Raw genomic sequence first — 21,794 nt, forward strand, 5'->3', positions numbered from 1 at the left:
TCCGACTGGGAGTGTGGAGCAGGGCCGGAGGGACTCGAACCCCCAACCGCTGGTTTTGGAGACCAGTGCTCTACCAATTGAGCTACGACCCTTTGCGTTCCCCAACCTACCGCATCCGAGCGAGTGCACGGAGTGCTCACGCTCTGGGGCGGTCGGCGAGGACCAACGACAGGTGAGTGTACGTGGTCCGGGCCCTGACGTCGAACAGAAGCCGTCCGGACCTGCTCCGTCCGGTAACTGAAACGGTGTGCGGGGCTTCTCGGCCGTCTGGGACGATTGGCCGCATGACCTCTGCAACGCCTTCCTCCGAGCGCCGGGTGTCCGCCCGTATCGGCGCCATTTCCGAGTCCGCCACCCTCGCCGTGGACGCCAAGGCCAAGGCTCTCAAGGCCGCCGGGCGCCCGGTGATCGGCTTCGGCGCGGGCGAGCCCGACTTCCCGACCCCGGACTACATCGTCGAGGCCGCGGTCGAGGCCTGCCGCAACCCGAAGTACCACCGCTACACGCCGGCCGGCGGTCTGCCCGAGCTGAAGGCCGCCATCGCCGCCAAGACGCTGCGCGACTCGGGCTACGAGGTCGACGCCTCCCAGGTACTGGTCACCAACGGCGGCAAGCAGGCCATCTACGAAGCCTTCGCCGCCATCCTCGACCCGGGTGACGAGGTCATCGTCCCGGCCCCCTACTGGACCACCTACCCGGAGTCGATCCGCCTCGCGGGCGGCGTCCCGGTCGAGGTCGTCGCCGACGAGACCACCGGCTACCGGGTCTCCGTCGAGCAGCTGGAGGCCGCGCGCACCGAGCGCACCAAGGTCGTCCTGTTCGTCTCCCCGTCCAACCCGACGGGCGCCGTCTACACCGAGGCCGACGCGGAGGCCATCGGCCGCTGGGCCGTCGAGCACGGCCTGTGGGTCCTGACCGACGAGATCTACGAGCACCTCGTCTACGGCGACGCGAAGTTCGTCTCGCTCCCGGCGATCGTCCCCGAGCTGGCCGACAAGTGCATCATCGTCAACGGCGTCGCCAAGACGTACGCGATGACCGGCTGGCGCGTGGGCTGGGTCATCGGCCCGAAGGACGTCGTCAAGGCCGCGACCAACCTCCAGTCGCACGCCACCTCGAACGTCTCCAACGTCGCCCAGGTCGCGGCGCTGGCCGCCGTCTCCGGCAACCTGGACGCCGTCCACGCGATGCGCACGGCCTTCGACCGCCGCCGCCAGACGATGGTGCGGATGCTCAACGAGATCGACGGCGTCTTCTGCCCGACCCCCGAAGGCGCGTTCTACGTGTACCCGGCGGTCAAGGACCTGCTCGGCAAGGAGATCCGCGGCAAGCGCCCGCAGACCTCCGTCGAGCTGGCGGCCCTGATCCTGGACGAGGCCGAGGTCGCGGTCGTCCCCGGCGAGGCCTTCGGCACCCCCGGTTACCTGCGCCTTTCCTACGCCCTGGGCGACGAGGACCTGGTCGAGGGCGTGTCCCGGATCCAGAAGCTGCTGGCGGAGGCCAAGGCCTGACGCCTGCGGCACTCCCCGTTCCAGCGCGCGTTCCGAGCGGCGGCTCCCCCGGGGGAGCCGCCGCTCGGGCGTTCCCGGCCCGCGCGCCGGGGCGCCGCGGCCCCGCCCGGAACCCCGGTCAGGCGTTCGCGCAAGACCCCGATCGGTAAAACCCCCTCCCGCCGGGCGCGCCGGTACGGCAGGATCAACAAATGGAGCACGCACGCGATCTCACGCTTCTGCCGAAGGCACACCTGCACCTGCACTTCACCGGCTCGATGCGACCGTCGACCCTGCTGGAGCTCGCCGACAAGTACGGCGTCCGGCTGCCGGACGCCCTGACCGCCGGGGAGCCACCCAAGCTCCGCGCCACCGACGAACGCGGCTGGTTCCGCTTCCAGCGGCTCTACGACGCCGCCCGCTCCTGCCTGCGCGAGCCCGACGACATCCGGCGCCTGGTCCGCGAGGCCGCCGAGGAGGACGTCCGGGACGGCAGCGGCTGGCTGGAGATCCAGGTCGACCCCACCTCCTACGCCCCCCTCCTCGGCGGGATGATCCCCGCCGTCGAGATCATCCTGGACGCGGTGGACTCCGCCTCCCGGGAGACCGGCCTCGGGATGCGGGTCGTCATCGCCGCCAACCGCATGAAGCACCCCCTGGACGCCCGCACCCTGGCCCGGCTGGCCGTCCGCTACGCCGACCGCGGCATCGTCGGCTTCGGGCTCTCCAACGACGAGCGCCGCGGCATGGCCCGCGATTTCGACCGGGCCTTCGCCATCGCGCGCGAGGGCGGCCTGCTCGCGGCCCCGCACGGCGGCGAGCTCAGCGGCCCCTCCTCCGTCCGGGACTGCCTCGACGACCTGCACGCCTCCCGCGTCGGGCACGGGGTGCGGGCCGCCGAGGACCCCCGGCTGCTCCAGCGGCTCGCCGACCGGCAGATCACCTGCGAGGTCTGCCCGGCGTCCAACGTCGCGCTCGGCGTGTACGAGCGGCCCGAGGACGTGCCGCTGCGCACCCTCTTCGAGGCCGGGGTGCCGATGGCGCTCGGCGCGGACGACCCGCTGCTGTTCGGCTCCCGGCTCGCGGCCCAGTACGAGATCGCCCGCCGCCACCACGGCTTCACCGACCGGGAGCTCGCCGAGCTGGCGCGGCAGTCGGTGCGCGGCAGCGCGGCGCCCGCCGAGGTGCAGGCCAAGCTGCTGGACGGGATCGACCACTGGCTCAGCGGGTGAGCCGCAGGTCCCCCTCGTGGCAGTCGGCCCGTACCCGGTGGCCGTCCGGGAAGCCGATCTCCAGGTGGGTGCGGCCCTGCGCGGGCAGTGCGAACTCGGCGACCGCCTCGACGGTCTGCCCGAGGTGGCGCAGGAAGGGGTGGTCGCCGAGGTCCTCGCCGACCTCGATCCGGCCCCACTCCCCCATGTCGTAGGGCTCGTGGGGCGCGGCGGACTCGACGATGAGGCACTGGTCCGAGCCGGTGGTGATCCGCGTGGACTCGCCGGAGCTGTCGATCAGCCAGACGTCGAGCGGCGCCTCGGAGCGCTCGCCCTCGCAGATGTGCCAGGAGGCGACGACCCGGCTGATCTCGCGGCCCACCAGGCGCGTGGGGTCGGTCCCGGCCCCGTGCCGGGGGCAGTGCACGTTCAGATGCGGACGCCGACCGTCACCGGCTCGTTGACGAGGGTGACGCCGAACGCCGCGTGGACTCCGGCGACGACCTCGCGGGCCAGGACGAGGAGGTCTTCGGTGGTGGCCGCGCCGCGGTTGGTCAGGGCCAGGGTGTGCTTGGTGGAGATGCGGGCGGGGCCGCTGCCGTAGCCCTTGGTGAAGCCGGCCTTGTCGATCAGCCAGGCCGCGCTGGTCTTCGTACGGCCCTCGCCGGCCGGGTAGGCGGGCGGGGCGGTGTCGGGGCCGAGGCGGTCCTGGACGCGGGCGAGGAAGGCGGCGTAGGCCTCGTCGGTCAGGATCGGGTTGTGGAAGAAGGAGCCGGCGGACCAGGTGTCGTGGTCGGCGGGGTCGAGGACCATGCCCTTGCCGGCGCGCAGGCGCAGGACGGTCTCGCGGGCGACGGCGGCCGGGACGCGGTCCCCGGCCTCGACGCCGAGGGCCCGGGCGGTCTCCGGGTACTTGACCGGGGCGGAGAGGCCGCCCGCGTCCTCCAGGGCGAAGCGCACGCGCAGGACGACGTAGCGGTCGGGCTGGTCCTTGAAGGTGCTGTTGCGGTACCGGAAGTCGCAGTCGGCGGCGGAGAGGGTGACGGTCTCGCCGCTGGTGCGGTCGTAGGCGACGACCTCGGTGATGGTGTCGCAGACCTCCTGGCCGTACGCGCCGACGTTCTGGATCGGGGTGGCGCCGGCCGAGCCGGGGATCCCGGCGAGGCATTCGATGCCCGCGAGACCGGCTTCGACGGTGCGGGCGACGGCATCGCTCCAGTTCTCGCCGGCGGCGAGTTCCAGGGTGGTGCCGTCGAGGGCGAAGCCGGTGGTCGCGATGCGCAGGGCGGTCCCGGCGAAGCCCTGGTCGCCGATGACCAGGTTGCTGCCGCCCCCGATGATCAGCAGGGGGGTGCCGCTGGTGTCCGCGGCACGGACGGCGGCGACGACCTCGGCGTCGGTGGTCGCGGTGACCAGCCGGGCCGCGGGGCCGCCGAGGCGGAAGGTGGTCAGCGGGGCGAGGGGGGCATCGTGGAGTTCCTGCACGTGGACAAGAGTACGGTCCACCTCCCCCGCATCCCGGAGGGGCACTCAGTGGCCCCGCTTCCGCTCCGCCAGACGGCGCTCGGCCTCGGCCCAGCCGATGGGCAGTTCCGAGGCCGGCACGGTCCAGAAGGTGAAGGCCGACTCCTTCGTGTAGGCGGCGGCCTCGCGCGCGCTCGTACGGTGCGGCTCGCTGCCGGCGAAGCGGTAGAGGGCGTCCCGGTCCTCCCAGGCGGACAGGGTCAGGAAGGTGCGGCGGCTGACGCGGGCCCGGAGGGCGGCGCCGTGGGCGCCGGGGGCCTTGCGTATCTGGCGGATGATGCCGGGTGCCTTGAGGAAGAACCTGAGGGCGCCGATGAGGGTCTCGGTCTCGAAGCGGGAGGCCATGACGTAGACCTCGGCGCCGGGGGCGGCGGGGGTGGGCGCGGACCAGGGGATGTCGGGCACGACGGACTCTCCTCGGGGGGCGGGGCGGGGGCGGGGCTCAGCGGGCGGGGCTCAGCGGGCGGCGGGCGTCTTGGCGGGGAGGGGGACGGGGGCCGGGGCGTCCGGGGCTGTCGCCGTCCTGGTGCGGCGCGGCAGCAGCAGGGCCAGGCCCGCGGCCAGGGCCACCGCGGCGGCTCCGATCCACAGGGCGGGGACGGTGCCGTCGGTGAAGGCCCGCGGGGTCTCGTAACCGCCCCGGGCGGAGAAGACCGAGGCCAGGATCGCCACGCCGAGGGCTCCGCCGACCTCGCGGAGGGCGTTGTTGGCACCGGAGGCCTTGCCCTGGTCGGCGGGGGTGACGGTGGACATCAGGACGTTGTTGGCCGGGGCGAAGAAGAGGGACATGCCGATCCCGCTGAGCACCAGGGCCGGGAGCTGGGCCGCGTAGGAGACGTCCGGGCTCAGGACCATCGCGAACCAGCCGAGGCCGATGGCCTGGAGGGCGAGCCCCGCGACGACGACGGGCCGGCCGCCGATCCGGTCGGACAGGATCCCGGCGATCGGGGCGACGATCACGGCCATGCCGGTCCAGGGGAGCATGCGCAGCCCGGCCTGGGTGGGCGAGTAGCCGGCGACGCCCTGGAGGAACTGGCTGAGCAGGAAGATCGAGCCGAACATGCCGAGGTACATCAGCAGGCTGGCGAGGTTGATCCCGAAGAAGCCCCGGTCACGGAAGAGCCGCATGGGGAGCATGGGGTTCGCGTTGTGGAAGCCGTGGTGGATGAAGCCGCCGACGAGGGCGCTGCCCGCGATCAGGCCGGTGAGGACGGGGGCGCTGGTCCAGCCGTGTGCGTTGGCGTTGACCAGGCCGTAGACGATGCCGAAGAGGCCGCCGCTGATCAGCAGGGTGCCGGGGACGTCGAGGCGGGAGTTGGGCGCGGTGGACTCGGCGAGGCGCAGGCGGGCGAGCGGGAGCAGGGCGAGGCCGATCGGCACGTTGAGCCAGAAGATCCACTGCCAGGAGATGTGCTCGGTGAGGCTGCCCCCGATCAGCGGGCCACTGGCGACGGCCAGCCCGCCGACGGCTCCGTAGATCCCGAGGGCCATGCCGCGCCGGGCGGCCGGGACGGCGGCGGCGAGCAGGGTAAGCGAGAGCGGCATCATCACGGCGGCCCCGACGCCCTGCACCGCGCGGGCGGCGATCAGCGCGTCGATGCCGGGCGAGAGCGCGGCGGCCGCGGAGGCGGCGGTGAAGGTCGCGAGCCCGGCCATGAAGAGCCGGCGACGCCCGAAGCGGTCCCCGAGGGCGGAGCCGAACAGCAGCAGGACGGCGAAGGTGAGCGTGTACGCGTTCACCGTCCACTCCAGGTCCTCCAGCTTGCCGCCGAGGTCGGCGCGGATGGCGGGGAGGGCGGTGGTGACGACGAGGTTGTCCAGGGCGGCCATGAAGCTGGCGGCCCCGGTGAGTATGAGGGCCCAGACCGCGGGCCTGCTGAGCCGGTCGTGCTGGTTCACGATGTCCCCTGAGGTTGTTAGTTATTGCTGACTAACTTTTGACGCCACACGGATGCCCGGGTGGGCAGGAGGGCTTCCGGGTGCGCGCGCGGACGTGCAGAGGTGCAGAGGTGCAGAGGTGCGGGTGGGGCGGGTGTGCGGGCGGGGCGGGCGGCGTAGGGGCTTCCGGTTGATGCCGGGGGGCGGTTACTGCCCCCCGGCGACGCCTGCGGCACCGGTAGCGCCTGTAGCGCTAGCGGCCGCCTCGGGCCCCTTGGGCTCGTTGCGCTCGTTGCGCTCGTTGCGCTCCTTGGCGCGGGCCGAGGGGTAGAGCCCCTCCCAGATGCGATGTCCGGGCGGGAAGCCCATCGCGGCCAGGGTGTTGATGAGCATCCCGAAGGCCATGAACGTCGTGGTCTCCTTGACGTCACTGCCCAGCGGCACCGAGACGGTGTCCCACAACTCCAGCCAGCCGGCGCGCACGAGCTCGCCGAGCTCGCTGTCGCCGGCCGCTTCGGCGGCGGCGACGGTGACGTACATCTGGAGCTGCATCTGGAGGACGTGCGGATCTTCGGCGATCAGCCGCGTGTACGCGTCCGCCATGGCGTGCAGGGCCTCATCGCCCTCCAGCCCTTCGGCCGCCTCGGCGAACACCCGTCGGGTGGTCTCCAGACAACTGGCGGCGGCGGCGAGGAAGATCGCCTGCTTGTTCGGGAAGAGCCGGAAGAGGTACGGCTGCGAAACCCCTACCCGCTTGGCGATCGCCTCGGTGGACGTCCCGTAGTACCCCCCACGGGCGAACTCCCGGGCCGCCGCACGGATCACGCTCTCGCGCCGCTCTTCTGCGCTCATCCTGACCATGCCCTAAAATTAGTGCTCACTCACTAACTACGTCAAGGGGGCGGGACCGGTGTGCGGAGCGGGGGGTGGGGAGCCGGGCCTTCGCTGGGCGGTGTCAGGGAGGGTTTGGTGGTCTCCCGTCAGTCTCATCGTCCTTCCGTGTCGGGCCGGTCCCTCAAGGGCGCTCCTTCGTCGCGTCGCTTCGCGATGGCCTTCGGCCACCCTTGACCGACCGTCCCGCCACGGAAAAACGAAGACTGCCGGGAAACCCCCAAAAGAACGTTCACGGGGCAGAGAGCCTGGCCGATCGTCATCAGGGAGCCGAGACCCCCACCGCAAGGGACCCCAGGTGGGCCCGCCATCAGGCCCGCGTACTGCCATTCCGGACCGGGGGCGGCCAGACCACACCAAACAGCGACCAGAACAACCGGGCGGAACATCCGGCGCATCAGATCGCTACGCGCTTCTCTCGGCATAGCGTCCGCCGGCCGCCTGTGGCTGGGAATAAGCCGCCCAAGGGGCGATCGAGGGCCGGCAGTCAGGCGCCTGCGGCCGTGATGGAGTGAGAGAGCGACAAGAGTGAGTTTTCATGCGGGTTGAGGGCGATCGTCGCCTGCCGATCGTCGTCTGGGGATCGTCATCTGCCGATCTCCGTCCGCCGCTCTCCGTCCGCCGATCTCCGTCCGCCGGGGGGGCGTCCGCCGGTCACCGTCTGTCGGGGGGGGCGTCCGCCGATCTCCGTCCGCCGCTCTCCGTCCGCCGGGGGGGCGGTCGCCCGCCAAGTAAGGCCATTTCTTCGCCTTGGGCGGCTTATGTCCAGCCACAGACGGCCGGCGGACGCTATGCCGGGCGAAGCGCGTAGCGATCTGATGCGCGGGGGCTTCTGCTGGAGCCACAGGCTCGTCGTATCGCTGTCTCGTGTGGTCTGGCCGCCCCCGGCCCGGAATCTGGTCTGGGAGGGCCGGATGTCGGGCCCACCTGGCCCCTCGGCGGTAGGGGTCTTGGCTCCCTGAGGAGGAATGGACCGGTCCACTGCCCCGTGAACGTTCTTTTGGGGGTTTCCCGGCAGTCTTCGTTTTTCCGTGGCGGGACGGTCGGTCAAGGGTGGCCGAAGGCCATCGCGAAGCGACGCGACGAAGGAGCGCCCTTGAGGGACCGGCCCGACACGGAAGGACGATGAGACTGACGGGAGACCACCAAACCCTCCCTGATCCCGCCCAGCGAAGGCCCGGCTCCCCGGACCCCGCCCCCAACCCCCTACGCCAGCTGGACCACCGCGCGGGACATGCCGAGGACCTTCTGGCCCGCGCTCATCGCCGTCAGGTCGACCCGTACGCGGTTGTCGTCCAGCTTGGCGGCCACCTTCGCACTGACCTCGATCAGTGCGCCCTGGTCGTCGTTCGGGACGACCACCGGCTTGGTGAAGCGGACCCCGTACTCGACGACCGCACCCGGGTCGCCCGTCCAGTCGGTCACCACGCGGATCGCCTCGGCCATGGTGAACATGCCGTGCGCGATCACGTCCGGCAGTCCGACCTCCTTGGCGAACTTCTCGTTCCAGTGGATCGGGTTGAAGTCACCCGACGCACCGGCGTAGCGGACCAGCGTGGCCCGGGTCACGGGGAAGGAGGCCGCCGGCAGCTCGGTGCCGACCTCGACGTCCGCGTACTGGATCTGGGCGGTCATCTCAGGCCTCCTCGGGAGCGCGGGACACGAGCTTGGTCCACGCGGTCACCACGTGCTCGCCGGATTCTTCGTGGACTTCGCCACGGATGTCGATGATGTCGTTGCCCGCGAGCGACTTCACGGCCTCGATCGTGGAGGTGACGGTGAGCCGGTCCCCCGCCCGCACGGGGCGGACGTAGGCGAACTTCTGGTCGCCGTGCACGACGCGGCTGTAGTCCAGCCCCAGCTGCGGATCCGCGATGACCTGGCCCGCGGCCGCGAACGTGATGGCGAACACAAAGGTCGGCGGGGCGATCACGTCCTGGTGACCGAACGCCTTGGCGGCTTCGGGGTCGGCGTAGACGGGATTTTCGTCACCCACCGCAACCGCGAATTCGCGGATCTTCTCCCGGCCGACCTCGTAAGGATCGGTGGGCGGGTAGGTCCGCCCCACGAAGGTCTGGTCGAGGGCCATGGCTCACTACCTCCTGTTGAAGGGACAAAAAAAGTCTACGGACGGCCGCTCGGCGACCGGAGATCAGAGATCAGGAATCAGAGATCACCGATCAAGGACCGGGCGCAGAAACGACACGAGGCCGCCCCCCATTGAAGGGGACGACCTCATGACGGTGCCTATATTCGAGACTTCGCCAGGATCAGCGGGTCTCGCGGTGCGCGGTGTGCGAGTTGCAACGCGGGCAGTGCTTCTTCATCTCCATGCGATCCGGGTTGTTACGCCGGTTCTTCTTGGTGATGTAGTTCCGCTCCTTGCACTCCACGCAGGCCAGCGTGATCTTCGGGCGGACGTCGGTGGCAGCCACGTGAGTGCTCCTTGACGGACTATGGGACGGATGAACGCATAAAAGAGTAGCCGATCGGGAGACCGACCCCGCAATCGGCTACTGGGTGTAGCGGCGACCGGACTTGAACCGGTGACACAGCGATTATGAGCCGCTTGCTCTACCGACTGAGCTACGCCGCTTTGATGAGATCCGCTCCCCACCCGAGGGTGGGGAACCTCTCTCACCAGAGCCCCAATGCGGAATCGAACCGCAGACCTTCTCCTTACCATGGAGACGCTCTACCGACTGAGCTATTGGGGCGAGCGATGAAGACATTACACGGTTGCCCGCCGACGCCCAAATCCTTTGCGGGGACTGGGCTCAGCCACCGCTCCCCGGACGCGACCGGGGAGCCCGGAGCCCCCTTCCGACCCATTCCGGGGGCCGAATGTGTCCGGGCTCACAGCGCGAGCGGCCGGTCGGGGCGGGCACCACACCGGTACGACTATTGCGCTCTTCCGCGACCCGGCGTGCCCCGCGCCCTAGGCTCTGAGCACGCTGCGTGATCTTGGGCCGCGGGCTGCGGCCACGGCGCAGGAACCGCCCGAGCCCCCGCAGGAGCGCGATGTCCGACAGCCAGCCGCAGCAGCCCTCCCCCTTCCCGCGCAACCCGGCCGGGGGCGCGGGACGCGGCCCCGGCGACGGATCCGCCCACCGCCCCTCGCCCGGATCCGCCCGTGATCCCCTCGTCGGCCCGCCGCCCGAGGCGACCGGCCTGCTCCTCTCCGGGGCCCGGCTCACCGACGGGCGCACCGTCGACGTGCGGCTCAGCGGGGGCCGCATCCAGGCCGTCGGCACCGCGGGCAGTCTCCCGGCGCCCGCCCTGGCCCGGGTCGACCTGCGCGGGTACCTGCTCCTGCCCGCCCCCGCCGAGCCGCACGCCCACGGGGACACCGCCCTCACCGCCGACGGCGAGGGGCCCGTCTCGTACACCCCCGACGAGGTGCAGCGCCGGGCCACCGAGGCGGCCCTGCTCCAGCTCGGCCACGGTGCCACCGCCCTGCGCTCCCACATCCGGATCGGGGACGTGCACGGCCTGGGTCCCATGGAGGCGGCGCTCCAGGCCCGGCGCTCCCTGCGCGGGCTGACCGACCTGACCGCCGTGGCCGTCCCCCGGCTGCTGACCGGGATGGCCGGTGCCGACGGGGTCGCCATGCTGCGCGACGCCGTCAAGATGGGCGCCTCGGTGATCGGCGGCTGCCCCGACCTGGACCCGGACCCCACGGGCTTCCTCGAAGCCGTACTGGAACTGGCCGCCGAGCACGGCTGTCCCGTCGACCTGCACACGGACGGTGACGATCCGGCCCGGCTGGCCCGCCTGGCGGCGATGGCCGGGGGGCTGCGGCCCGGAGTGACCATCGGCCCCTGCGGCGGTCTGTCCCGGCTGCCGCTGGAGGCGGCCACCCGGGCCGCCGACCAGCTCGCCGCGGCCGGGGTGCGGGTGACCTGCCTGCCCCAGGGGGACTGCGCCGCCCTGGAGCGGCGCGGCCTGCGCACCGCCCCCGTACGGCTCCTGCGCGCGGCCGGGGTCCGGGTCGCGGCCGGCAGCGGGGCGCTGCGGGATGCCGGGAACCCGGTCGGCCGGGGCGATCCGCTCGAAGCGGCGTACCTGCTCGCCTCCCAGGGCGGCCTCCGCGCCCCGGAGGCCTACCAGACGGTGAGTACCGCCGCCCGGGAGGTGATGGGGCTGCCGGAGGTGCGGGTGGAGGCGGGGTTCCCGGCGGAGCTGCTGGCCGTGCGCGGGGACCGGATCGCGGGGGTGCTGTCCCTCGCGTACAGCCGGATCGTGATCCACCGGGGCCGGGTGGTAGCCCGGACGAGTGCCGTACGGGAGTACTGCGACTCGGCGGTGGCGGTGGCCCTGGACCTGCCCCGGCAGGGGCGTACGGAGCCCGGCCCCTGAGCGGGGGCCGGGGCGTTCGCGGGCGCGGGCGCCCGGCTCGTCGTACCGTCGGGACATGCGCATCGTCATCGCGGGTGGACACGGTCGGATCGCGCTGCGGCTGGAGCGCCTGCTCGCCGCACGCGGGTACGAGGTCGCGGGCATCATCCGTGACCCGGAGCAGGGCGCCGATCTGCGGGAGGCGGGCGCCGAACCGGTGCTGTGCGACCTGGAGTCGGCCTCGGTCGAGCACGTGGCCGGGATCCTCCACGGTGCGGACGTGGCGGTGTTCGCGGCGGGCGCCGGTCCGGGCAGCGGTGCCAGGCGCAAGGAGACCGTGGACCGGGGCGCGGCGGTGCTCTTCGCCGATGCGGCGGAACGGGCTCGTGTGCGCCGTTTCCTGATGGTCTCCTCGATGGGCGCCGACCCGCGGCACGAGGGGGACGAGGTCTTCGACGTGTACCTGCGGGCCAAGGGCGAGGCCGACGAGTACCTGCGCACCCGGCTGGGTCTGGAGTGGACGGTGCTGCGTCCGGGCACGCTGACGGACGACCCCGGTACGGGGCTGGTCCGGCTGGAGGCGCGCACCGGCCCGGGCCGGGTGCCGCGCGACGACGTGGCGGCGGTGCTGGCGGAGCTGGTCGACACTCCGGCGACGGCGGGTCTGACGCTGGAGCTGGTGTCGGGTTCGACGCCGGTGTCGGTGGCGGTGAAGGACGTGGCGGGCAACTGAGCCGGCCGGCCCCGAGCGCCCGTCAGAACCCGGATGTCACCGTGTCGTCGGTGCGGCCGACGGGTTCCTGCCGGAACCGGTCCGCGTAGGCCCGCCGGATGTGCTCGATGCGTGCGCCGCGCTCCTCGGCCTCGTTCTCGGGGTAGCGCAGGACGACTTCGTAGGAGGTCCGGCGCAGGATCGTGCCGTCCTCGGCGCGCCGCTGTCCGTGTGCGTCGCGGACGTCCAGGCCCTCGGGGAAGGCGGGGCTGACCTCCCGGTCCAGGAACCGCGTGAACTCCCCTTCGGCGACGGGTGCCGGGCCCCCGGTGCGGCCGGCGGTGAAGGAGAGCCGGGTTTCCCGGTAGGGCTCGCCGGCCGGGCCGTGCAGTGCCGCTCCCAGCAGGGCCGGGATGCCCGCGCCGAGGAGGGTGAGCAGTACCCCGCCTCCGGCCTTCCCTCGTCCGTCCGATGTCCATGTCACGGACCGTGAACGACGATCCGCCCCCATCGGTGCGCGGGAGTGGCCCGATAGGGTCACCGGAATCGGCCGCAGGGGGTGGTCGTACGAGGTGTACCGGGGTGGGGGCATGGGCGAGGGCGACTGGCGGCTCGGCGGGGCGGAGGGTGGCCGGCTCGCCGCCAGGTGGTGGAAGTGGGCCCTGTCCGCGCCGGCCGCCGAGAGCCCCGTGGCGGATACGACGGGGGCGTACGCCGGGTGGCGTCAGCCGGCCGGGCTGTGGTTCCTCGCGGGCAGTCGCGGGGGCCGGGTGGTGCGGCGGTGCAGCATCCCGGCGGGTCGGCGTCCGTTCTTCCCGGTGCTGAACACGCAGCGCCCGGCGGTGCCCTTCGTGACCAAGCCCTGGCGGCTGGAAGCGGTGCGGGCGTCGGCCGCCCTGAACAGCTCTCCGCTGCCGCTGAGCGAGTTCTCCTCGAAGCCCTTCCAGAGCGCGGGCGTACCCAGGGTCGCGTGGGGTCTGTGGTGCGCCCTCGCGCCGCTCCCGCCGGGTCAGTTCGTGCTGGAGATCGACGCGGCGGCCACGAACGGCTTCTGGCTGGACACCACCTACCACCTGACGGTGACCGACCCGGTTCCGTAGCCGGAATATGCGAAGAAACCCCCGCTCACTGCGCTTCCGCAGATGAACGGGGGTTCCACTCGCGTGGCGGCGCCAGGGTTCGAACCTGGGTAGGCTGAGCCGGCAGATTTACAGTCTGCTCCCTTTGGCCACTCGGGCACACCGCCAAGAGACGCTGCCATTATTTCCGCCTTGCGGCGGCGCTCCCTGGCAACGACGTAAACGATACCCGATGCCCGGGGGTGGTTCGCCACCGGATTGATCAGCGCCACGCGCGGGCGCGGTGGCTAGGCTTTGCCGAGCGGGCCGGGGATGTCCGGCCGCGCCCTCCGGGGCACACCACAGCCGACTTCAAGGAGCCACAGCACATGGCCGACTCCAGTTTCGACATCGTCTCGAAGGTCGAGCGGCAGGAGGTCGACAACGCCCTCAACCAGTCCGCGAAGGAGCTCTCGCAGCGCTACGACTTCAAGGGCACGGGCGCGTCGATCGCCTGGTCCGGCGAGAAGATCCTGATGGAGGCGAACTCCGAGGAGCGCGTCAAGGCCGTCCTCGACGTGTTCGAGACCAAGCTGGTCAAGCGCGGCATCTCGCTCAAGGCGCTCGACGCCGGTGAGCCGCAGCTGTCCGGCAAGGAGTACAAGATCTTCGCGACGATCGAGGAGGGCATCTCCCAGGAGAACGCCAAGAAGGTCGCGAAGATCATCCGGGACGAGGGCCCCAAGGGTGTCAAGGCCCAGGTCCAGGGCGAGGAGCTGCGCGTCAGCTCCAAGAGCCGCGACGACCTCCAGGCCATCCAGGCCCTCCTCAAGGGCAAGGACCTGGACTTCGCGATCCAGTTCGTGAACTACCGCTGAACCACCGCTGCCCGGTGCGCGTGACGCGCCGCGGAGCGGACCCGCGGGGCACAGCGGGGGCGGATCGCCGGGGCCTTCCCCGACGGTCGCCCGCGCTGTGCCCTTCGTCGTCCCGCCGGGTCGCGCGTCGCCGGACCGCGGCATCCCGGGGCGTCGGGCCGCGTCGCCGCCGGGGCGTCGGGTCGCCAGGCCGCCCTGGCGGCGGCCGGGCGCTCGGCGGGGTGTGTGCCCGGCGTGAGCGGCGCGCGCTCCTTCGCGGCCCCCTTGTGGTCACTAGGCGCAGCCCGGCACGCCCACCACGCTAGGTGAATCGTCAATCACCGTGTGGCAGGGGGTTCTCGTATGCCTGGGCCCGGCAGTTTCCGTGCGGACTTCGGGGCGTCCGTCGTCGTCGCGCTCGTCGCGCTACCGCTCTGTGTGGGGGTCGCGGTGGCCTCGGGGGTGCCGGCCGAGCTCGGGATCGTCACCGGGGTGGTCGGCGGGCTGGTCACCGGCTGGTTCCGGGGCAGCGCCCTCCAGGTCAGCGGGCCCGCCGCCGGGCTGACCGTGCTCGTCTACGAGGCGGTGAGCAGCTACGGGCTGCCCGCCCTCGGGGTGCTGGTGCTGACGGCCGGGCTGCTCCAGCTGGGCATGGGCGTGCTGCGGCTCGGGCGGTGGTTCCGGGCGATCTCCCTGGCCGTCGTCCACGGGATGCTGGCCGGGATCGGGCTGGTGCTGATCACCGGGCAGCTCTACGCCCTGGGCGGGGTCGACGCCCCGGGGCCGACCCTGGCCAAGCTGGGCGGGATGCACGAGCTCGGGGCCCGGGCCGACTGGGCCGCCGTCGCCCTGGGGGCCGGGACCATCGCGGTCCTGGTGGTGTGGCGCCGGATGCCGCCGCGGCTGCGGCTGGTGCCGGGGGCGCTCGTCGCGGTGGCGGCCGCCACCGTCGCGGCGGAGCTGCTGCGGCTGCCGGTGGAGCGCGTGCGGGTGACCGGGGTGCCGGCGGCGGTGGCTCCGCCGGGCTGGTCCGACTTCGGGGTGCTGGCCTCCGTGGGGGCGGTCGGGAGCGTGGTCGCGCTCGCGCTGATCGCCTCCGCCGAGACCCTCTTCAGCGCCGCCGCCGTCGACCGGATGCACGACGGGCCGCGGACCGAGTACGACCGGGAGCTGATCGCCCAGGGGGTGGGCAACGCCGTCTGCGGCGCCCTCGGGGCGCTGCCGATGACCGCCGTCATCGTGCGCAGTGCCGCCAACGTCGAGGCCGGGGCCCGCACCCGGGCCTCCCGGATCCTGCACGGCGTCTGGCTGCTGCTGTTCGCCGCGGCGTTCCCGCAGGTGCTGGAGGTGGTGCCGCTGGCGGCCCTGGCGGGGGTGCTGCTGCACGCCGGCTGGAAGCTGCTGCCGGCGCGGGCGGTGGCCGCCCTGTGGCGCACGCACCGGGGGGAGGCGGTGGTGCTGGTGGTGACGGCCGTCTCGATCGTGGCGACCAGCCTCTTCGAGGGGGTGCTCGTCGGGCTGGGGCTGGCCGTCGCCAAGGCGGCCTGGGAGACCTCCCACGTCCACATCGAGGAGGTGTGGGAGGGCGAGGGGCTGTGCGTCCGGGTGGTGGGGAACGCCAGCTTCCTGAAGCTGCCGAAGCTGCTGGACTCCCTGGAGGCGGTGCCGCACGCGGCGTCGGTGCGGCTGGACCTGAGCGGGCTGCGGCACATGGACCACGCCTGCCTGACGGCCCTGGAGGGCTGGGAGCGCAAGCGGACGCCGCTTCCCGGCCGCGAGGGCGTCATCTAGCGCGGCTACCCTGCCGCACGTGAACGAGCTGAAGCGCACCCTGGGCGTGGCGGACGCCGTCGTGGTCGGGCTCGGCGCGATGGTCGGCGCCGGGATCTTCGCCGCCCTCGCCCCGGCGGCCCGCGCGGCGGGCGGCGGGCTCCTCGCGGCGCTGGCGTTGGCGGGTCTCGTCGCGTACTGCAACGCCCGCTCCTCGGCCCGGCTCGCCGCCCGCTATCCGTCCTCGGGCGGGACCTACGTGTACGGGCGGGAGCGGCTCGGCCCGTTCTGGGGGTACGTCGCCGGCTGGGGGTTCGTCGTGGGCAAGACGGCCTCCTGCGCGGCGATGGCACTGACCGTCGGGGCGTACGCGTGGCCCGGACGGGAGCACGTCGTGGCGGTGGCGGCGGTGGTGGCGCTGACCGCCGCGAGCTACGGCGGGGTGCGCAAGTCCGCCCGGATCGCCCGGCTGATCGTGGCGGTGGTCCTCGCCGTGCTGGCCGCCGTCGTGGTGGCCTGTCTGACCTCCGGGGCCGCGCGGGCGGGACGGCTGGGCGGCCCGGACCTGGGGGCGGCGGGGCTGTTGCAGGGGGCCGGGCTGCTGTTCTTCGCCTTCGCCGGCTATGCCCGGATCACCACCCTGGGCGAGGAGGTGCGGGATCCGGAGCGCACGATCCCGCGCGCGGTGCCGCTCGCGCTGGGGATCGCCTGGGGCGTCTACGCCGCCGTGGGGGTGACGGCGCTGTCGGTGCTCGGCGCCGAGGGGCTGGCGGGGTCGGCGGCCCCGCTGGCCGACGCGGTGCGCGCGGCCGGGTGGCCCGGACTGGGGCCGGTGGTCCGGGTGGGTGCGGGGCTGGCGGCGCTGGGCTCGCTGCTGGCCCTGGTGCTCGGGGTGTCGCGGACCGTCCTGGCCATGGCCCGGGACGGTCATCTGCCGCGCGCGCTGGCCCGCGTACACCCGAGGCGCGGGGGGCCGCACCGGGCCGAGCTGGCCGTGGGCGCGGTGGTGGCGGTGCTCGCGGCCACCACCGATCTGCGGGGCGCGATCGCCTTCTCCTCTTTCGGAGTGCTGGCCTACTACGCGATCGCGAACGTCTCCGCTTGGACTCTCGGTTCAGCTGTCAAGGACCGGGCCGTGGCAGCGCTCGGGCTGTCCGGCTGTGTACTGCTCGCCTGCGCGCTGCCCCTCGCCCCGGCGCTGACGGGGGCCGCGGTGCTGGCGCTGGGGGCGCTGTTCTACGGCGTACGGGGCCGGTTCACCTCCCGGCAGTGAGCGCCGCGCCCGGAGTCGGCCGGGCGGATATGAGCGCGGACCGACCGCCCGTCCCGCTGCCCAGGGGGGTGGGGAGGGCCGTTCCCGATCCGCGGGCGCAGCGCGGTACGGGGGCGGTGGCTTGCTTCGGCAACTGCTCCGTCTCGTTCATGCACCCATGGTCACCCACCGCCCCGACGGCCCGCCAGGCCTGTGGATAACTCCGCTCAGCGGGAGGCGAAGGGGGCGTCGGTGGGGACGATTTCGCGGCCCAGGGGGAACAGCGAGAGCGGCACCATCTTGAAGTTGGCGATGCCGAAGGGGATCCCGATGATCGTGACGCAGAGGGCGATGCCGGTGACGATGTGGCCGATGGCGAGCCACCAGCCGGCCAGGATCAGCCACAGGACGTTGCCGACGCAGGAGCCGGCGCCCGCGTCGTGGCGCTCGACCGTGGTGTAGCCGAACGGCCAGAGGGCGTAGAGCGCGATGCGGAAGGCCGCGATGCCGAACGGGATGCCGATGATGGTGATGCAGAGCAGCAGACCGGCGAGGCAGTAGCCGAGGAAGAGCCAGACGCCGCTGAGTACGAACCAAATGACGTTCAGGATGGTTTTCACTGGCTGCGTCCTGCCATCTGTTCGAGCCGGGCGATGCGCTCGGCCATCGGGGGGTGCGTCGAGAACATCCTGGAGAGTCCCTCGCCCGGGCGGAAGGGGTTGGCGATCATCATGTGGCTCGCCGTCTCGATCTGGGGCTCGGGGGGCAGCGGGAGCTGCTTGGTGCCCGCGTCGAGCTTGCGCAGGGCGCTGGCCAGGGCCAGGGGGTCGCCGGTGAGCTGGGCTCCGGAGGCGTCCGCCTCGTACTCTCGCGAGCGGCTGATGGCGAGCTGGATGACGGAGGCGGCCAGCGGGCCGAGGATCATGATCAGCAGCATGCCGAACAGTCCGGGGCCCTCGTCGTCGTTGGAGCGGCCGATCGGGATCAGCCAGGCGAAGTTGACCAGGAACATGATCACGGAGGCGAGTGCGCCGGCGACCGACGAGATCAGGATGTCGCGGTTGTAGACGTGGCTCAGCTCGTGGCCGATGACCCCGCGCAGCTCGCGCTCGTCGAGGATCCGCAGGATGCCTTCGGTGCAGCAGACCGCGGCGTTGCGCGGATTGCGACCGGTGGCGAAGGCGTTGGGGGCTTCCGTCGGGGAGATGTAGAGCCGTGGCATGGGCTGGCGGGCGGAGGTGGAGAGCTCGCGCACCATGCGGTAGAGCTCGGGGGCCTCGAACTCGCTGACGGGGCGGGCGCGCATCGCGCGCAGGGCCAGCTTGTCGCTGTTCCAGTACGCGTACGCGTTCGTCCCCAGGGCGACGACGAGGGCGACGATCAGGCCGCCCCGTCCGAAGAAGCTTCCGATGAGGATGATGAGTGCGGACAGCCCGCCGAGGAGTACGGCGGTCTTCAGCCCGTTGTGCCGGCGGTGCACGGTACGCCCTCCAAATGGTGCGCGGGGGACCCCTTCCAGGATCTGAGGGTCTCCGGTCCAGTGGACCCTCCCTTCCTGGTCAACGCGAGGTGGAGGCGTCTGGTTCCCCGGGCACGGCGGGGCCGCCGCCCCCGTGGGCGGGGCCGGGGGGCGGCGGCGGGCGTTGCTCCGTACGGGCTACCGCGTACGGGCTACCGCGTACGGGCTACCGCGTGCGGGTCACTGCGGGAAGAGGGTGCCCGCGGCGAAGCGGAGGACGAGCTGCGGGGCGCCGGAGAGGACCAGGGCGGTCACGGCGGTGAGGGCGATCGCCGCCGTGACCGGCCGGGGGGCCTTCGTCCGCGGGGCGCTCTCCTCGCCCGCTCCCTCCTGGGCGGGACGGAACAGGAGCGCCGTCCAGCGCAGGTAGTAGTACAGGGCGACGACGACGTTGGCGGCCATGACGACGGCGAGCCAGCCCAGGCCCGCGTCGACGGCGGACCGGAAGACGGTGACCTTGGCGAAGAGGCCGATGAGGCCCGGGGGCAGACCGGCCAGGCAGAGCAGGAAGAAGGCCAGCGAGAGGGCGGCGAGGGGGCGCTCGGCGTACAGGCCCCGGTAGTCGGCGATGCGGTTCAGCGGCTTCGTACGGGCGACGAGCGCGGCGACGGCGAAGGCGCCGAGGTTCACGGCGGCGTACATCAGCGCGTAGGCGACGGTGGAGCCGATCTGGTCGCGGCCGGTGTAGGCGGCCGCGGCGATCGGGACCAGCAGGTAGCCGGCCTGCCCGACGGAGGACCAGGCCAGGAGCCGCACGGCGCTGTGGGCGCGGTCGGCGGACTGGCGCAGGGCGGCGGTGTTGCCGAGGGTCATGGTGAGCGCGGCGAGGACGGCCAGGGCGGGGCCCCAGATGTCGGAGTACGCCGGGAAGGCGACCACGGTGACGAGGATCAGGCCGGTGAAGCCGACGGCCTTGCCGATCACGGAGAGGTAGCCGGCGACGGGCAGCGGGGCGCCGACGTAGGTGTCCGGGACCCAGAAGTGGAAGGGCACGGCGGCGGTCTTGAAGGCGAAGCCGACGAGGGTGAGGGCGACGCCGGCCATGGCGAGGGTGTCGAGCTGGCCGGGGACGTCTTCCAGCCGGCCGGCGACCTGGGTGAGGTGCAGCGAGCCGGTGGCCGCGTAGACGAAGCTGACGCCCATCAGGGACACGGCGGTGGCGGTGACCGAGGAGAGGAAGAACTTCAGGGCGGCCTCGGAGGACAGCCGGTCGCCGCGGCGCATGCCGACGAGGGCGAAGGCGGGCAGCGAGGCGACTTCGAGGGCGACGATCAGGGTCGCGAGGTCGCGGGCGGCGGGCAGCAGGGCCGCGCCGGCGGCGGAGGAGAGCAGCAGGAACCAGTACTCCCCGGCGGGCATGCGCGCCTCGCGCACGACGGTGACCGAGAGCAGGGCGGTGACCAGGGCTCCGGCCAGGACGAGGAACTGGACGACGAGGGCGAAGTGGTCGGCGGTGTAACTGCAGGCGCCGGGGTCGCCGGTGAGGCAGAAGGTGGCCCGGTCCCCGGCGCGCAGCGGGAGCAGGAGGACGGTCGCGGCGGCGAGGCCGGCGACGGAGATCCAGCCGAGGACCGGCTTGCGGCGCTCGGGTACGAACAGGTCGGCGACCAGGACGGCGAGCGCGACGGCGGCGGTGACCACCACGGGGGCGATCGCGAGCCAGTCGACGGACTGGACGAGGCTGGGGGTGTCGGCGGCGAGGGCCGTCGGGGCCGTCATGCGTTGCCTCCTGCGAGGAGCTTCTGGACGGCCGGGTCGGTGAGGCCGAGGAGGGTCGCGGGCCACAGGCCGGCGAGGACGGTGAGGGCGACGAGCGGGGTCCAGGCGGCGAACTCGTAGTGCTGGACGTCCGCGAGGGTGACCTCGGGGCCGGACTTCGGGTCGCCCATGCAGATCCGCCGGACGACGATCAGCAGGTAGGCGGCGGTCAGCAGGGTGCCGAAGGCGCCGACGGCCATGTAGGTGAGGAAGGCCGGCCGGGAGAGGCCCTCGGCGGGGTCGAACGCGCCGAACAGGGCCAGCATCTCGCCCCAGAAGCCGGCCAGGCCGGGCAGACCGAGGGAGGCGACGGCGGCGAAGGCGAGGAGCGCGCCGAGGCGGGGGGCGCGGCCGTAGAGGGCGGCGCCGGTGACTCCGGCGAGGGTGTCGAGGTCGCTGCTGCCGTAGCGGTCCTTCAGGGCGCCGACCAGGAAGAAGAGCAGGCCGGTGATCAGACCGTGGGCGATGTTGGCGAAGAGCGCGCCGTTGACGCCGGTGGGGGTCATGGAGGCGATGCCGAGCAGGACGAAACCCATGTGGCCGACGGAGGAGTACGCGATCAGGCGCTTGAGGTCGCCCTTGTTGCCCTTGCGGGTGAGGGCGAGGCAGGCGAGGGATCCGTAGACGATGCCGACGGCGGCGAAGGCGCCGAGGTAGGGGGCGAAGGTGTGCATGCCGTCGGGGGTGACGGGGAGCAGGATGCGGACGAACCCGTAGGTGCCCATCTTCAGCATGACGCCCGCGAGCAGCACGGATCCGACGGTGGGGGCGGCGGTGTGGGCGTCCGGCAGCCAGCTGTGCAGCGGCCACATCGGGGTCTTCACGGCGAGGCCGATGCCGATGGCGAGGACGGCCAGGATCTGGGTGGTGTGGGTCAGTCCGCGGCCGTTGTCAGAGGCGAGTGCCACCATGTCGAAAGTGCCGCTGTTCAGCCCGATGAGCAGCAGTCCGAGGAGCATGACCACGGATCCGAGGAGGGTGTACAGGATGAACTTCCAGGCGGCCGCCTGCCGCTGAGCGCCGCCCCAGCGGGCGATGAGGAAGTACATCGGGATGAGGACCATCTCGAAGGCGAGGAAGAACAGCAGCAGGTCGAGGACGGCGAAGGTGGCGAGGGTGCCGGACTCCAGGACGAGGAGCAGGGCGACGAAGGCCTTCGGGGAGGGGCCCTCGGGGAGCTTGAAGTAGCTGTACACCGCGCAGAGGAAGAACAGCAGCGCGGTCATCAGGAGGAGGGGGAGCGAGATGCCGTCGATGCCGAGGTGGATCCGGATGTTCAGCGCCTGGATCCAGCTGATGTCCGTCGTCGCCTGGAAGCGGGACGGTTCGTCGTGGTCGAAGCCCAGGGTGAGGGCGATCGCCGCGGCGAGGATGACTCCGGTGACGGTGACGCCGTGGCGGAGCACGGCCTGTTCGGGGCTCTTGCCCTTGAGTCCGGGCGGGGCCGGCAGGAGCGCCGCGACGGCTCCGAGGAGGGGTGCGGCGACGATGAACGCCAGAAGGAACTGCATCACGGACGGGCTGATATCGATCACG

General features: G+C 72.5%; 21 protein-coding genes and 4 tRNA genes. 8 read left to right on the plus strand and 17 right to left on the minus strand.

Annotated features, from left to right (window positions below; all coding sequences use genetic code 11):
• Positions 1 to 19: 19 nt before the first annotated feature.
• Positions 20 to 92: transfer RNA gene (locus ACFYYT_RS11435), tRNA-Trp, on the minus strand.
• Between the two features lie 192 nt (positions 93 to 284).
• Here ACFYYT_RS11435 and ACFYYT_RS11440 point away from each other — a divergent pair.
• Entirely contained in the window at positions 285 to 1,511 is a 1,227-nt protein-coding gene (locus ACFYYT_RS11440) for a pyridoxal phosphate-dependent aminotransferase (RefSeq protein WP_351821562.1), read from the plus strand.
• 191 nt (positions 1,512 to 1,702) lie between these two features.
• On the plus strand, positions 1,703 to 2,722 hold the full coding sequence (locus ACFYYT_RS11445) for an adenosine deaminase (protein ID WP_351831443.1): 1,020 nt from the start codon (positions 1,703 to 1,705) through the stop codon (positions 2,720 to 2,722).
• On the opposite strand, the gene ACFYYT_RS11450 is transcribed toward ACFYYT_RS11445, so the two are convergent.
• The 10 genes from ACFYYT_RS11450 to ACFYYT_RS11495 all read right to left on the minus strand — a co-directional run bounded on the left by ACFYYT_RS11450 (position 2,712) and on the right by ACFYYT_RS11495 (position 9,711).
• Complete coding sequence (locus tag ACFYYT_RS11450) at positions 2,712 to 3,128, minus strand: hypothetical protein (RefSeq protein WP_351831446.1); 417 nt, start codon at positions 3,126 to 3,128, stop codon at positions 2,712 to 2,714. The genes ACFYYT_RS11445 and ACFYYT_RS11450 overlap by 11 nt on opposite strands.
• 2 nt (positions 3,129 to 3,130) lie before the next feature.
• Entirely contained in the window at positions 3,131 to 4,207 is a 1,077-nt protein-coding gene (locus tag ACFYYT_RS11455; RefSeq protein ID WP_351831448.1) for a UDP-N-acetylmuramate dehydrogenase, read from the minus strand.
• 24 nt (positions 4,208 to 4,231) lie between these two features.
• Positions 4,232 to 4,630: a DUF3291 domain-containing protein gene (locus tag ACFYYT_RS11460; RefSeq protein ID WP_351831451.1), complete on the minus strand. Its 399-nt coding sequence runs from the start codon at positions 4,628 to 4,630 to the stop codon at positions 4,232 to 4,234.
• Positions 4,631 to 4,681: 51 nt separating this feature from the next.
• Positions 4,682 to 6,124, minus strand: a complete 1,443-nt coding sequence (locus tag ACFYYT_RS11465; protein ID WP_351831453.1) for a DHA2 family efflux MFS transporter permease subunit — start codon at positions 6,122 to 6,124, stop codon at positions 4,682 to 4,684.
• 186 nt (positions 6,125 to 6,310) lie between these two features.
• Complete coding sequence (locus ACFYYT_RS11470; RefSeq protein WP_351831456.1) at positions 6,311 to 6,964, minus strand: helix-turn-helix domain-containing protein; 654 nt, start codon at positions 6,962 to 6,964, stop codon at positions 6,311 to 6,313.
• Between the two features lie 1,236 nt (positions 6,965 to 8,200).
• Positions 8,201 to 8,629, minus strand: coding sequence for a MaoC family dehydratase (locus tag ACFYYT_RS11475; protein ID WP_351829810.1), 429 nt, complete (start codon positions 8,627 to 8,629; stop codon positions 8,201 to 8,203).
• Between the two features lies 1 nt (position 8,630).
• Entirely contained in the window at positions 8,631 to 9,083 is a 453-nt protein-coding gene (locus ACFYYT_RS11480) for a MaoC family dehydratase N-terminal domain-containing protein (RefSeq protein ID WP_351829808.1), read from the minus strand.
• Between the two features lie 181 nt (positions 9,084 to 9,264).
• Entirely contained in the window at positions 9,265 to 9,429 is a 165-nt protein-coding gene (rpmG, locus tag ACFYYT_RS11485) for a 50S ribosomal protein L33 (RefSeq protein ID WP_007265873.1), read from the minus strand.
• A gap of 88 nt (positions 9,430 to 9,517) precedes the next feature.
• A tRNA-Met gene (locus ACFYYT_RS11490) sits at positions 9,518 to 9,590 on the minus strand.
• A 48-nt stretch (positions 9,591 to 9,638) separates the two neighbouring features.
• Positions 9,639 to 9,711 (minus strand) — tRNA-Thr (locus tag ACFYYT_RS11495).
• Between the two features lie 304 nt (positions 9,712 to 10,015).
• Here ACFYYT_RS11495 and ACFYYT_RS11500 point away from each other — a divergent pair.
• Together ACFYYT_RS11500 and ACFYYT_RS11505 are read left to right on the plus strand one after the other, a co-directional pair.
• The gene (locus ACFYYT_RS11500; protein ID WP_351829805.1) at positions 10,016 to 11,353 is read left to right on the plus strand and encodes an amidohydrolase family protein; all 1,338 of its coding nucleotides are present in this window, start codon (positions 10,016 to 10,018) and stop codon (positions 11,351 to 11,353) included.
• Between the two features lie 55 nt (positions 11,354 to 11,408).
• Complete coding sequence (locus tag ACFYYT_RS11505; RefSeq protein WP_351829803.1) at positions 11,409 to 12,065, plus strand: SDR family oxidoreductase; 657 nt, start codon at positions 11,409 to 11,411, stop codon at positions 12,063 to 12,065.
• A gap of 22 nt (positions 12,066 to 12,087) precedes the next feature.
• Here the strand turns inward: ACFYYT_RS11505 and ACFYYT_RS11510 are convergent, their stop codons facing one another.
• Positions 12,088 to 12,528, minus strand: coding sequence for a DUF3574 domain-containing protein (locus ACFYYT_RS11510; RefSeq protein ID WP_351829800.1), 441 nt, complete (start codon positions 12,526 to 12,528; stop codon positions 12,088 to 12,090).
• A gap of 106 nt (positions 12,529 to 12,634) precedes the next feature.
• On the opposite strand from ACFYYT_RS11510, the gene ACFYYT_RS11515 reads away from it, so the two are divergent.
• Entirely contained in the window at positions 12,635 to 13,144 is a 510-nt protein-coding gene (locus ACFYYT_RS11515) for a hypothetical protein (RefSeq protein WP_351829798.1), read from the plus strand.
• Between the two features lie 64 nt (positions 13,145 to 13,208).
• On the opposite strand, the gene ACFYYT_RS11520 is transcribed toward ACFYYT_RS11515, so the two are convergent.
• Positions 13,209 to 13,290 (minus strand) — tRNA-Tyr (locus ACFYYT_RS11520).
• 201 nt (positions 13,291 to 13,491) lie between these two features.
• Between ACFYYT_RS11520 and ACFYYT_RS11525 the strand changes: the two genes are divergently transcribed.
• From ACFYYT_RS11525 to ACFYYT_RS11535, 3 genes are all read left to right on the plus strand, one after another.
• Positions 13,492 to 13,980, plus strand: a complete 489-nt coding sequence (locus ACFYYT_RS11525) for a YajQ family cyclic di-GMP-binding protein (protein ID WP_281204205.1) — start codon at positions 13,492 to 13,494, stop codon at positions 13,978 to 13,980.
• A gap of 342 nt (positions 13,981 to 14,322) precedes the next feature.
• Entirely contained in the window at positions 14,323 to 15,750 is a 1,428-nt protein-coding gene (locus tag ACFYYT_RS11530; RefSeq protein ID WP_351829796.1) for a SulP family inorganic anion transporter, read from the plus strand.
• 19 nt (positions 15,751 to 15,769) lie between these two features.
• Positions 15,770 to 17,002 (plus strand): amino acid permease, encoded by a 1,233-nt coding sequence (locus ACFYYT_RS11535; RefSeq protein ID WP_351829795.1) that lies wholly within the window; start codon positions 15,770 to 15,772, stop codon positions 17,000 to 17,002.
• Positions 17,003 to 17,208: 206 nt separating this feature from the next.
• Here ACFYYT_RS11535 and ACFYYT_RS11540 read toward each other — a convergent pair whose 3' ends face one another.
• From ACFYYT_RS11540 to ACFYYT_RS11555, 4 genes are all read right to left on the minus strand, one after another.
• Positions 17,209 to 17,601, minus strand: coding sequence for a YccF domain-containing protein (locus ACFYYT_RS11540; RefSeq protein ID WP_351829793.1), 393 nt, complete (start codon positions 17,599 to 17,601; stop codon positions 17,209 to 17,211).
• Entirely contained in the window at positions 17,598 to 18,461 is an 864-nt protein-coding gene (gene htpX, locus ACFYYT_RS11545) for a zinc metalloprotease HtpX (RefSeq protein ID WP_351829790.1), read from the minus strand. The genes ACFYYT_RS11540 and htpX overlap by 4 nt, the downstream gene beginning before the upstream one ends.
• A gap of 219 nt (positions 18,462 to 18,680) precedes the next feature.
• Positions 18,681 to 20,219 (minus strand): NADH-quinone oxidoreductase subunit N, encoded by a 1,539-nt coding sequence (locus tag ACFYYT_RS11550; RefSeq protein WP_351829787.1) that lies wholly within the window; start codon positions 20,217 to 20,219, stop codon positions 18,681 to 18,683.
• Positions 20,216 to 21,769 (minus strand): NADH-quinone oxidoreductase subunit M, encoded by a 1,554-nt coding sequence (locus ACFYYT_RS11555; protein WP_351829784.1) that lies wholly within the window; start codon positions 21,767 to 21,769, stop codon positions 20,216 to 20,218. Before ACFYYT_RS11555 ends, ACFYYT_RS11550 begins: the two co-directional genes overlap by 4 nt.
• Positions 21,770 to 21,794 lie beyond the last annotated feature (25 nt).

The sequence above is a fragment of the Streptomyces sp. NPDC002032 genome, assembly GCF_042890765.1.
Classification (GTDB): Bacteria; Actinomycetota; Actinomycetes; order Streptomycetales; family Streptomycetaceae; genus Streptomyces.